This is a genomic window from Daejeonella sp. (assembly GCF_044232565.1).
Classification (GTDB): Bacteria; Bacteroidota; Bacteroidia; order Sphingobacteriales; family Sphingobacteriaceae; genus Daejeonella.
This window is the reverse complement of sequence record NZ_JBIILQ010000059.1, coordinates 1-12,772: the sequence shown is the minus strand read 5'-3', so window position 1 is coordinate 12,772 and position 12,772 is coordinate 1. Positions and strand designations below refer to the sequence as shown.

7 protein-coding genes, 1 tRNA gene and 1 pseudogene are annotated in these 12,772 nt (G+C 33.1%); 2 read left to right on the top strand and 7 right to left on the bottom strand.

What is annotated here, in order from left to right:
- From ACILQF_RS05155 to ACILQF_RS05125, 7 genes are all read right to left on the bottom strand, one after another.
- Positions 1 to 4,584: DEAD/DEAH box helicase (locus ACILQF_RS05155; RefSeq protein WP_395626343.1), on the bottom strand; the 4,584-nt coding region annotated here is incomplete at its 3' end.
- Between the two features lie 997 nt (positions 4,585 to 5,581).
- The gene (locus ACILQF_RS05150) at positions 5,582 to 6,082 is read right to left on the bottom strand and encodes a CFI-box-CTERM domain-containing protein (protein WP_395626342.1); all 501 of its coding nucleotides are present in this window, start codon (positions 6,080 to 6,082) and stop codon (positions 5,582 to 5,584) included.
- Positions 6,083 to 6,227: 145 nt separating this feature from the next.
- Positions 6,228 to 8,066, bottom strand: a complete 1,839-nt coding sequence (locus ACILQF_RS05145; protein ID WP_395626341.1) for a DEAD/DEAH box helicase — start codon at positions 8,064 to 8,066, stop codon at positions 6,228 to 6,230.
- Position 8,067: 1 nt separating this feature from the next.
- Entirely contained in the window at positions 8,068 to 9,933 is a 1,866-nt protein-coding gene (locus ACILQF_RS05140) for a DUF559 domain-containing protein (RefSeq protein WP_395626340.1), read from the bottom strand.
- Positions 9,933 to 10,211 carry a hypothetical protein gene (locus ACILQF_RS05135; RefSeq protein ID WP_395626339.1) on the bottom strand — a complete coding sequence of 93 codons (279 nt, stop codon included), beginning with the start codon at positions 10,209 to 10,211 and terminating at the stop codon, positions 9,933 to 9,935. The genes ACILQF_RS05140 and ACILQF_RS05135 overlap by 1 nt, the downstream gene beginning before the upstream one ends.
- Before the next feature lie 143 nt (positions 10,212 to 10,354).
- The gene (locus ACILQF_RS05130) at positions 10,355 to 10,489 is read right to left on the bottom strand and encodes a tyrosine-type recombinase/integrase (protein ID WP_395626344.1); all 135 of its coding nucleotides are present in this window, start codon (positions 10,487 to 10,489) and stop codon (positions 10,355 to 10,357) included.
- 626 nt (positions 10,490 to 11,115) lie between these two features.
- Positions 11,116 to 11,202 (bottom strand) — tRNA-Ser (locus tag ACILQF_RS05125).
- Between the two features lie 234 nt (positions 11,203 to 11,436).
- Here ACILQF_RS05125 and ACILQF_RS05120 point away from each other — a divergent pair.
- Both ACILQF_RS05120 and ACILQF_RS05115 read left to right on the top strand, forming a co-directional pair.
- Positions 11,437 to 12,408, top strand: coding sequence for a polyprenyl synthetase family protein (locus tag ACILQF_RS05120; protein ID WP_395626338.1), 972 nt, complete (start codon positions 11,437 to 11,439; stop codon positions 12,406 to 12,408).
- 2 nt (positions 12,409 to 12,410) lie between these two features.
- Positions 12,411 to 12,772, top strand: a pseudogene (locus ACILQF_RS05115) (TerC family protein); the annotation flags it as partial.

Sequence of the window (12,772 nt, the reverse complement as noted above, 5' to 3'; positions counted from 1 at the left end):
AGCCCTTCCAACTTCTTGAAGAAAATCTTCAAACGTACTGGGTGGTGAATAATGTGTTACAAAATGAATATTTGGAATATCCATTCCCATACCAAATGCTTTTGTCGCAAAGAGTATTAGAATTTCACCCGTTTTATATTTTTCATAGGTATCCTTACGATCCTCTGCATCCATTCCAGCATGAAAAATGCCAACCTTATCAGCAAAACTACAGTCTGCTCCAAATACATCTTTTAAACTGTCGGGCATTATTACAGAGCATAATTCGACCTTTTTCCTGCTCTTAACAAAAATGATTGCCCGACTTAATTTTGGATTGAATTTGCCAGATTTTAAGTAATTCGCCACTTCGAATAGCCTCTCGTCCTCAACTAAATTATGTTTGAAATCTATTTTGATGTGGTCTCTTACCGGATTGTAATTTTTCTCTGTGCCTTCAACGGTTGTAACACCCGGCATGAGAATACTTATTTCTTCAAAAACTTGTTCTGAAATTGTTGCAGAAAATAACAGCTTTCGCATTTGATAACTTTTCGATTTATCTGCTATAACCCTTCCAGCATTCAAGTAATCAGGGCGAAACTCCTGCCCCCATTGTGAAATACAGTGTGCCTCATCGAATACAACGTACTCTAATCCGCCGTCAGCATCCAGTCTTGTAAGTAGACAATTTTCAAATGAACGAGACCTAAACCGTTCTGGTGTAATGTAAAGCAAGGTAATTTCACCTCCAACAATTCTTCTATAAATATCCTTAATCTCCTCTTGTGATTTGTCTCCGCTTAAATAGTCAACATTACTATACAATCCCATATTGTGTAATATTTCAACCTGATCGTGCATTAATGCTCTTAGCGGTGTTATAACAATATTAAGTTTATTTGTAAATGAAGATCGAAACAATGCTGGAGCTTGAAACAAAACAGATTTTCCAGCACCTGTAGGTAAAGAAATTAATAAATCTTTATTGGCTGGCAGAATTTCATCGAGACATTTATCTTGATAGTCGTACCACTCAGAAAAATCTCCATTATCCTTTTTAGGCAAAAATAATTGTCTCAGAATCTGTTTAGCCTCAACTACATCAAAGGAATTGTCCTTTAATAATTTTGATGGAAAAAAATCAGAAGCCTCTTTGTGATCAGTTTCATAATCTTCAATTCTATTCCAAAGGCTTACATATTTTGATTTTAATTCTAAACTCTGTTCAATACCAATAAAATCAGCAAGTCTTGTATCACATAAATACAAGCCGGAATCTTGATTGTTATCAATTATCATCTTATAATAATAATCAACTAGCGGTTTGTGAAGTCTAAATAACTTATAAGTATCAAAATCACCTTTATTAGCCAAATCGCCCTTTAGTGATGGAATATAATTTGCATTCTCGGTTATTTCAATTTCATCCTTATTAACTTTTCCTTTCAACATTTGCAATTTCTCCTGTAGCAAAAAACTATCCCATATAAAATCTAGTGGGCCGGTATAGTTGCTAGAAATAATTTTGTCTAAGGTTAGGAAAGAAGTAATTAAAAGTTTGTTAGGTGATCGATGTGTATGAAGTAATTCGACCTGCCTTGCCAAAGAGGCCTTTGAATCAGGAATAAAATACCCTTTTCGCCTTGCGTAAGCCGACAGTTTTTCAATTTCTAATTCATCATTTACGATTAAAACTTTAGGTTTGTTTGTATTATCAATGCCTTCAAATAATTTGAATTGATATATCCAATATATTTTCCTGTACAATGATTCAGGATTTACCCTTTTCTGTTCTGCTATATAACCGGATTTCCTGGCATCTGGCCTTATTATGAAAGAGTTTAGTTTTATAAAGGTTTCATCTACCCAATCAATATAGAAGACTTTATTTATTGGCAAATCACTTATATATGCCTCGAAGTTTAGATTACACCATACTTTGAATTTGCCCTTGCCAATTTTTTCTAACCAAATATTTTGAACAAATTCAGGAAACTCTGAAATACCCAATTGCCTGCAATGACTTTGTTCAAGACTAATGAAACTTTTACCACCAGACATTTGCAGCCATATTGGTTCATTTTTCAATCTGTCGAAAATTGTAGCAAAATCAAGATCTTGGCCTAATTGTAATTTACTTGTTAGATTGTATAATTCATTTCCAACTACAATTACTTTTAAATCTGAAACTTGATCAACATGCTGTTTTAGGATTTCTATATCAGTTGGCTTAATACAGATAGGCTTGTGATTAATATTGCCAAAGTCAACATCTATGTTGTCACATATTAACGTTGATTGCTCACTGCTTAGCTTTAATCTTATGGCTATTGGTAGGTGCTGAAAATATGGTTGCAAACCTTTTGAAATGCTTGAATCTACAAATCGAAAAAGGATAGCTTTGAGCAAGTTGTCATCATCAAGAGTCGCTTCTATTTTTTCTTTATTTAAGCAAAATTCTAAAGATTTGCTATCCGAATAAAATGTGAGGTCAAATTGATGGGATAATGTGTTCCAAAGAAATTCGGGAGCAATTACAACCTTTCTCCCGTCTTCATTTAATTTTGCTTTGAGTAGATTAAATGTTTGTTCAGAAATATTCTGGTTTGTGGGATTAGGACGGAAAAACTCATCGGACTGTTTTACAAAATATGCATAATCCAATAAAGCCCAATTTGTATTGCTGCTAATTTGATTAATTGCTTCGATTGCTTTTGAAGGCAATAGCTCTTTAACAGTATCTAAATTACTTTGCGAAACTAATATCCTTGATAATTGATTTTTGAATAAACGATAAGTGAGTTCCGTATCTGAGGTTGCACTGTGTTGTGTTTTAAGTCCGTAACTGAATCGTTCAGGATTCAGCAGCATCTCGACCTCTAGTGTATCCCAAATAAAATCAGTAGAGGGCGCAGCCCCATGATTTGCTAATACGGGTAAGTCAAAATCTTTAATATTTTGCCCAATTATTAAACAACCTGAATTTATGAGAGTTACAAGAACTGAAATGCCATCTTCACGTTTTGTGTAATCCGTTTCACTTTTTATGCCTAATCTATTTTTCCACGCAAACTCATTTATTTGCACACCATCGGTTTCTAAGTCAAAACACAAAAAATCAATATTTGAAAATTCGCTTTCAAGTATTCCAGTAATGTATCTTTCTTGATAATTTGACAGCGAAGGAAAGGAAAAATAATATGATAGGATTTTATCGGAAGGCAATTTTTCTATAAAGGCAGCTTTTTCATCAGCAGTATTTAACTCATCAATATATTCCCTAATACGGGTGTCTGACAACTCCTTTATCACCCCAGTATGATATAGTTCAACATAAAACTGATTGGACTCGCATTTAAAATTATTTTCGTCCAAACAGATGAAAGGAAAGACAGTTTTAATTTCATTTATAAACAAGCCAACAGTTTGTAGTTCTTCTATATTTTTAATCTCCCAACCAGTGCTAATTAAATACTTATATGATTCTTCGACTAGCTTTGTTGGACCTTGTTCAGAAAGTAGTTTTGTTAAAATATCTTGTAAAATCTCCCAATTCAATATTGATAACACTTCTGAATACCAAATTTCTTCTTCTTCCTTGTTAGTTGGTTTTGGTAACTTTTCAACAAAGCCCTTAGTCCACAAAACGAAGCTGATTTTGTTAAGTGCTTTTTTCTTTTCTTCTATAAATTTTTCAAAGAATGAATAATCCTTAATTTTTTCAATATCCTGGTTAATTTCTAAAATTGTCTTTTGCTCAAAATTGTTAAATGCATCACTATAAATTGCTTCTAAATCAGTTTCAGATAATACCGTTTTTAAAAATGATGTTAACCATTCAATTGAGTGTTTATATTCATTAAAGTTTAGTAAAAGTTGTGCAATTATAGCCTTGCCAAAAAAAAATAATTCTGCTTTTTGAATTATTTCAGAAGATATAACAGTAGTCTGCCAACTTGTTGCCTGATAATGAGCTGTGACTACAGCAAATCCAGTTTCATGTTTTACTGTTAAAGCAATTTCCTTTTTTAGATGCTTCTGTAAGAGTGGGTAGGCAAAAGATTTTGACGACGAATCTTTATTGAAAATAAAAACAGGAATTTTGTTAGACACATTGATTGCATCTAATTCGCCTGGCTTTTTTCTGGAGTCAACTGTTTCAAAAATTACAATATCATCTTCATCAATACTTGATGTAATAAGTTTTGATACGTGGATAAAACAATCTTTGTCATCAGCGAAACTATGTATATATCCAAATCCATTATCGTAATTTAAAAATTTAACTTTACCGAGTTTTAATTTATTGTTAAGCTTATAGTATTTGCTTTCTGTTTTTACATTTTGTTGATGACTAATTGCAGTCAATTTGGATTTTAAATCTTCGATTCGGACTGTTTCAAATTTACGATTACGACGCCTCCGTGTTTCAAGTTGGCCATTAGGTTGAATAGGTTCATAATTATGGATCGCCCTTTTTATTAGATCTGTACTGAGAATATAATTTTCATCTTGCGGGATATCCTTCGATATTTTTTTATAATGCTCAAAAATTTCTGCAACTGTTGTGTTAAGTTTTTGTGCTAATTCTGCTACTGTCATTTGCGATTTTGAATTGTCATAAAGTTTGGTAAAAAAAGAAAATTTAGAGCATCCATGAGTTGGCTTAATGGTGGCGTTGTACCTAATTGGATTTCACATAGGCTTCGGCTTATTGCCTATAATTTTACTTTTATCTTTTTGTCTTTTTGCCGTCTTTAGGGTAAGTGCCAACTTGTAATAAAATAATGTAGGACAAAACCACCATACCCCTCCAAATTTTCCCAAATAGTTGCCTTTTTTTCACTCTTTTAAATATACCTTTTTTAAAACTGTATCATTTAGAATAGAATTAGTCATAATTTATTATGTAAAATAGGGTTATATAGTTATCAACTGAATTGATTTGCCTGTTTACATATTTTTTTTCAACTTCATTTAAGTCTATTGACAAGTGCTCTATTAATTTGATTTTCAATTTTTATAATGAAATTTCAAAATCAATGTAAATTCACTTATTAGTAATTCTGTAACCTTATAAGTGTTAAGATTTCTTTTTTCATAGCACAAAATCGGTAACAAGTCAGTGTTTGTCTGATTTGTTATAAGGTTCTGATTTATAAATTTCGGATTTGTATATTTATAATTTGCAGTGTATTTTGTCATTACAGGTATTTAGACATTTCCTCTTCGTCCATAAACTTTTCGCAATATTTACAGTGAAAATTCCCTTCCTGTGTCTTATGCCAATGTTCCTCCCATTTATGGAAACCTATTCGACATAGTAACTTTCTGATTTTTATTAATAATTTCATTTTGAAGTGTTAATTTAAACGGTTTAGTCAATTACGCTTGCCGATAACGGTTTCGGGCTTGGCGAAGGTGGCGATTTTCACCTCAAATGTTGATGCGGAGAACTAATGTTTGATTAACCACAAATGTGTCTGCGGTGCACTGAACAGCCACTTTTGCCAAACCCGTGTTACCACCAGTGCTTATTTGACTGTCAAAGATTTCAACCATTTTTAAATCGTCTGATGTTCGCATATTATGTAAATCGTTATTTAATTATGTTTTCAATTAATTTATCCAATATTTTCCTAATGATTCTATTTATAGTAATTTGGTCTTTGAGGACGATTACGAATTTGGGTGATACAGAATAATATACCTTAACAAATAACTTTCCAATAAAAGAACTGTGTAAAACATCGTCTCTGAATTTTCTTAATATCAGAACTTGCGGATGTTCATAAGAACCGTATGCCATAGTTGCAATATAACAACCACCTGAAGAGTTGTTGACCCAATTAGTGTTTTTATTGCTTTCAACAAATCTTATTTTTTCTATCCGATTTAATTTGAAAGTTCTTTTTTCATTTCTTAAATGACAATATGCAGATATATGCTCATTGTTTTTACTGCTATTTTTTTGGAATTCATTCGAATATTCAACATTACTTATTTGCCTTAATGAACTTTTTCCATTATAGTCTTTATAAGAAATTTCTAATCTGTGATTATTAGAAATTGATTCTTTAATAACTTCTTTAAATGTCATATATATTGTTTTTTGATGGATGTGTGATTTTAAATAGAATTTTTCTTTTGGGTCGGCTTTGCAAGCTCTATTAAAAACTTTGATCGTTTGTCAGGCGTTGCGGTTTTTAATAGTGCTTGCAAAATGCGTTGGCTCATTTTCCAATTTACCATTCAGATCCTTCGGTCTGGATAATTTCAATTTTTGTCGAAAGAGAGTTGAATCGTTTAAAAATGTCAAGACTGCTTTTAATGTCTTGATACTCTTTGTGGTCTTTTAATTCTTCGTCTATGATGTCAAAAACTTTGTAATTAGCAATTACAACACATTTCTTGATTGCTCTTGTAATTGCAACATTTAGTCTGTTTGGGCTATAGAAGAAGTCTAACCGTCTCATTGATTCTAAAGGATGTGAGTTAGCCATGCTATAAATTATGTAGTTTCTCTCTTGTCCTTGCATACTGTCAACCGTGTCAACGAATAAAGATTCAAATGGATTGTAAATTGTCTTTGGAATAATTTTTTTGATTTCTTTTTTAATTTCTCTAACCTGTGCCCTGTAGGGAGACATTATGCCAATGTCATTTAGCGTTGCACCGTTGTTTAAAAGGTCGGAAACCAATTCAGCCACTAGTTTTGCTTCAAAAGGTGAACGACCCTGTGCATCAAAAACGTTATGTTGCAACAAAACATGCGAATCATTATTTAAAACTTGAGGATGATAAGTGCATTGATATTGTGTGGTATCAATCCTTGTGGTTGAATCTGAATGGAGACGATTTTCATAAAACAATGTATTTGGAATTTTAATCAATGTTTCATTGAGTCTGTATGAAGTATTCAGTAGATTTATATCATTGGGGTATATTCTTGCTAGTCTGCTAAAAATTGATTCGGCAAACATTTCGTTGTTCGAGTTTTTTGGAATTATCGGGTCAAGTTGTTTGTGGTCTCCAACAAAAATGAATTTAGCTGTTCTACACATTGCAGCAATTGAAAGAGGAATACTCAATTGAGATGCCTCATCTATTATCACAACATCAAATTTCCAACCATCAAGTTTTTTACTTCCAGGATAACAAAGTGAATAAGCGGTAGCTCCAATTGCAATACCCTTTTGGCAGTATGTTGGGTTGTTGAAAAAACTAGAATAAGCTAATCTTGATTTTTTCATTACAGATTGATTTTCGATAACTTCTTTATTTCCTGCTTTCTCACCAATCTTGATTACTTTACTACTATCTGTAACTTTTGAAGCTATAGCGTTCATACAGTTGTTGATTGCTGTATTTGTTGGGGCGGTAATAAAAACGTTTAAGCCGCTTTCAATAAGTTGCTTAGTGATATTCCCAATGGTTTCAGTTTTTCCTGTTCCCGGTGGTCCTTGAATAATACAAAAGTCACTTGCGTTAATCGCATTTAGATATGCCGTATTTTGAGATTCATTTAAGTAATTAACTCTTTGCGAATAATTTTTAAAATTATTCTTAGTTCTTCCGTTAAGAAAACTGTCTATTTTATTAAGTGTTGAACTGTCGTTTATCAGCACTTGAGCAGCATTTAATAATAGTTTGGCTATAATATCAACTTTAGCGTCATTTATTTCCCAATTATTCCGTGGATAGTCATTCGAATCAATGTAACAAGTTTTTACATTGAAATCATTGGGTTTAAGAATAAAGTTATCAGGACTATCTTCATCAATTTCCATTTCAAACCTATGCAAACCATTACTCAAAATAACAGGTTTGCCCTCTTTAAATTTTGATATATTGTTGTCGCATATAATTTTGGCGGAGAAAATGTATTTTTTTGAGGCTGGCAAATTTGAACACCATGGATTTGGTAATCCATCAAAAAATCCAAATTCAACTTTCAAATTTGACATAGTAACTCCTTTGGCAACTCTTTCGTCCAAAGGTTGGTTCATTTGCTCGTCAAAATCTTTTAAAGTTTTGATGCGTTCAATTTCGATTGCGGCTTGAAATTCTTTTAATACATCCATTTTATATTTTATGTTTTAGTGAGTTTAAAATTGCGTTAGCTTCCTTTTTCATTTCAGGAACATTTACAACATAATAGTCGGAATAGTTTTCATGTAATACTACCAATTTCATTGATGAGATTTTAACTGAAAATTCCTTTTCAACAATAACTTTATAAATGTTTTGTTGGAGGCAATATCGGTAATAGCTTGAATTGTCTAAATGATTTAATTCTGATAAAGCATAGCCATAGCCAAAAATTCTAGGTTGTCCATCTATGATAAGCTTTTTGCTTCTTTTCCAATCAAGCATTACATATTCGTCTTTTTCCGTTTTTTTGAATAGGCAGTCAATTGTCCCAGCTACATTATATTTGTTAGAATAAATCATTTTTTCTGCATCGTGAAAAATCAAGTTTCTTTTCTTGATTTCATTAATGTAGAAATTATTGAACAATTTAAATTCTGTTGTATCTGAATCAAAATCATTTCCCTTTAAATAATTTTCGATTTGATTATGAAGGAAAGTTCCTTTCTCCGCTGCTTCATCCCGAATCATTAAGTATTCAATCAATACATCTTCTTCCGTTCTATCTTCTTCAATTGCCTTTCTTTCAATATATCTTTTTAGGTCGAAAGGGAAGAAACGTTCAATTAGTGTAGTTACAGAAATGTATTCAGCGTTCCCCGTTTCGTCTTTTGGGTGAATATACTTATGTGTTTCTTCATCAAATGCGATACTGCTATTCCAATTTTCAAACTGAAATCTTTTTGTTCGCTGAATCACCATTTCAATGCTGTCAGTTTCTTCGGTATTTATTTCAATTTCCTTGTAGTTATATTGTTTATGAAAACGGTCTATCCCTAAATACTTTTCTCTGTAAAATATTTTTTGCCATTGAATGCATTGGTTGTAATCCCATTGCTTTTCTGCTTCACACTTTGCATTTTTAGAAAATTCTCTATTGTAAATTGAATTGAGGACATTTTTGATATAATCAATACACTCATTTGTTTGGCAATGGACTTGCTTCTCTGTAAATCTTAAAACAACCCAACCACTTTCAGTAAAAAACAAATCTCTCACATTGTCTTGCTTAACTTCTTCTTCGAGGTTTATACAATGTGTCGGATACCTATAATAACCGTCATAAGGTTCATCAATTTCAATGTCGATATATAAGTTCAGATTTTTGTCAAACAAAACTATATCGGGTTCATATGGCTTATTATAGTTTGGAATTACCATGTGAACATTATTCGTTTTCTCAATGCTTGGTATTTGAAGTTTAATTTGATTGAAAAAATCATTTTCCTTGTAACCTTTTTGATTTGTTCGTCCGATTCTTGGGAGTTTAATTCTAGAATTTGGCTTAGGCATTTTTACAAGAGGATACATGTAATTATCTACTTGTGTAAAATGATTGTTTGGGTCAAATAGAATTTTTAGTTCGTCTGTCTGCTCTTGATTAGGCTCCGATTTGATTACTTGTTTCGCAATCTCTTGTTGTGGTGGTTCTTGTTTTTTACTTGCTGCCTTGTTATCTGTTTGTTGATTTTCCTTTTCTAGATTAGGTTGAATTGGATACTCCTTTCGGGGCGTATCATTTAACTTATGACTTGAATTATTATTTCTTTGTTCTTGTGCCTTATCTTCAAAAGTTTCTGTTGGTTCGTTGACTACAGATTCTGTGTTATCAATATAATCATCTTGAAGTTGCTTTTTTGAAAGTTTGTATTTAGCCCAATCCTGTTTTATTTCTGTGAAGAATACACTCTTTTTTTCCTTTGCTAACTCAGCAGGTGACTTTACACTATAAAGTTTCATCTTCTCTAAAAAGAAGGCTCTATACTCTTTCTGTAAGTCCGATAGTTTTCTTTCGTTCATCAGACTTTGCTTTTAAAGGTAATTTGTCTTTTTGCAACAAAGTCTATTGGTGCGTAGGGAAGAAGTGGCTCTTTTGGTTTTGCCGAAGGGTCGGCTTTGTGTGTCAGGGCAAAACCAAATGTGCCACTTGTGCGGTTGGCTAAAAGAAATTTTAAAAAATGCAAAGGGTTGGCTTTTTCTTGTTTTTTTGTCAACGGTCCAAATAGCAAAACATGGTCAGTTTGAAAGTCTGTCCGTTTGGTCGATATGGTCTGTATGTCGAGTCCATTTTTAGTCATTGTCTTGCTGTGTCGTCTGTCTTTTTAGCATTGGTGGTAACTCATTTATATACGATAAAAAATTTCGCCTTTACACCCAAATCAAGCTCGCATAACGAAATTTTCTTTCGTTTTGATTATAGTCTAATATATTGTTTTTATTCTTATAAATCACCAAAGGGTCTCTTGATTTGTTGTATGCTTTTTGTATTAACATGAGTATATATTTCGGTTGTTTTGCTGCTATTGTGTCCAAATAATTCTTGTATGTAGCGCAAATCGGTACCGCTTTCTAATATATCTATTACCTATCTATAACCAAGCTAATGTTTGTATAACCTAAGCAATTCTTATATTTTTAATAACCTTGTTTTAAAGTTCTTTAAAGCTATTTTCAGAATTAGGCCCAACAAATCCTGTCTTCAAATATTACAGGTTCAAATCGTATACAACAAGAATTTTTAAATTTATAGTTAATTGAATTAAGTATCTTACGGGAACCCGTAATACTCATTATAGATGTTAATGCTTACTATTCGATATTTATGTTGTTTGGGGTGAACAGGAATATTGTGATGTTATTGTTAGTGCTTTTATTAGGTTGTGAAAATTGTATTTAGCAATGAAGAAAGAGGGTTACTCTGTTTCCATTTTATTTTGCTATTTTACTACCTAATCTACTACCTTTTTGTTTTTTAGAAACAAAAAACCCTATTATCTTATCGAAAATAGGGCTTTATAATTTTAGATGGCGGAGAGGGTGGGATTAATTACATTGATCCCTTTAAGGGGGTACCAGCAAAGAAATGTTATCGCTTCGTTTCACTCCGCTATTGTCATTTTTTGTTCCATGCTTATACGAGCTATGCTCGTAACGCCTGAAACAAAAAATGCCATCCGCCTTAGGGCGGACAGCATTTCTTTGCGGAGAGGGTGGGATTCGAACCCACGGTACCATTGCTAGTACACGAACTTTCCAAGCTCGCTCGTTCGGCCACTCTGACACCTCTCCAATTTATTGGGCCTTGTTATTATTTTTTTCTACTTGTAGGTGATTCATCCTTCGGACTGACACCTCTCCAGTATGATCGACCTAGCCTTTTACAAGGGATGCAAAAGTATCAAAATTCTGTCAATATTGTAGATTTTAATAAATAATAGCTTATTTAAAATTGCCTTAACTGACCATATTGCTGAATTTTCAATATCTTTACAGCATTATTCTAACCCAAGATTTCGGAAATTAATGCTGAGTCTCAACGAGATCAAAAAACCCATAGCCGCAGAACTGGACACCTTTGAAGGGAAGTTCAAAGCTTCCATGCAAAGTTCTGTCCCGCTTCTTGATCGGATTACCCACTATATTGTAAAACGTAAGGGCAAGCAAATTCGCCCCATGTTTGTATTTTTTTCTGCCAGTCTTTGCGGTGGAATTACGGAGGCTACCCATCGCGGTGCCGCGCTTGTTGAATTGCTTCATACCGCCACGCTTGTTCACGATGATGTGGTGGATAATTCGTATCAGCGAAGAGGATTTTTCTCTGTAAATGCACTATGGAAAAATAAAATTGCTGTTTTAGTTGGTGATTTTCTCTTATCAAAAGGTTTGCTTTTGTCTATCAATAATGGAGATTTTGCTTTGCTTAAAATTGTTTCTGATGCGGTGAAGCAGATGAGTGAAGGTGAATTACTGCAAATCGAAAAAGCTCGTCGCCTTGATATTGATGAAAAGGTTTATTATGAGGTTATTCGTCAAAAAACAGCTTCACTTATTGCCTCCTGTTGTGCTTGTGGCGCTGCTTCTTCGGGTGCAAATGATGAAACTGTTGAAAGAATGAGGCTTTTTGGTGAAAAAGTGGGTATTGCCTTCCAAATTAAAGACGACCTTTTCGACTTTGGTACAGATGATGTAGGAAAGCCATTGGGGATTGATATTAAGGAGAAAAAGATTACGCTTCCCTTAATTTACGCTTTGAATCAAGCCAGTAGCTCTGAAAAAAAGCGAATCATTAATTTAGTTAAAAATCATAACGAGGAAGCGGAAAAGGTTGCTGAGATTATTAGCTTTGTGCGAAACAGTGGAGGAATGGCTTATGCCAAATCTCAAATGGAGAATTATCAGAATGAAGCTTTTACAATCTTAAATGAGTTTCCAGAAAATAGCTCTCGTGATGCACTGGGGCAGTTAATTCGCTTTACTACTGAACGAAAAAAATAAAAATGTCTAACGAATATCTATTTTTTGGCAGCTTTCTGCTGTTTATTGTGTTGATGCTTGCCATCGACCTCGGTTTATTTAATAAAAAGGATCATAAGGTAAGCCTAAAGGAAGCTGCCATTATGAGCTTCATCTGGGTGAGTTTTGCACTCGGCTTTTATTTTCTGCTAATTACCAATGGGGACCTGCTGCATGGCATCAATAATTTCGCCCAATTGCAGGAGGTTACTAGTAGCCATTTCCATAACATTACCCTTAATCCAGCTAATTTTGACGCTAGTTTGGCGATCTATAAACAGAATTTAGGCCTCGAGTTTATTACTGGATATGTGATTGAATACGCGCTTTCGGTAGATAATATTTT

What these genes read in the sequence shown, in the direction of transcription:
- ACILQF_RS05150 (WP_395626342.1), bottom strand. Translation starts at nt 6,082, where the DNA reads ATGACATTTAAAGAAGTTATTAAAGAATCAATTTCTAATAATCACAGA.
- ACILQF_RS05145 (WP_395626341.1), bottom strand. Translation starts at nt 8,066, where the DNA reads ATGGATGTATTAAAAGAATTTCAAGCCGCAATCGAAATTGAACGCATC.
- ACILQF_RS05140 (WP_395626340.1), bottom strand. Translation starts at nt 9,933, where the DNA reads ATGAACGAAAGAAAACTATCGGACTTACAGAAAGAGTATAGAGCCTTC.
- ACILQF_RS05135 (WP_395626339.1), bottom strand. Translation starts at nt 10,211, where the DNA reads ATGACTAAAAATGGACTCGACATACAGACCATATCGACCAAACGGACA.
- ACILQF_RS05120 (WP_395626338.1), top strand. Translation starts at nt 11,437, where the DNA reads ATGCTGAGTCTCAACGAGATCAAAAAACCCATAGCCGCAGAACTGGAC.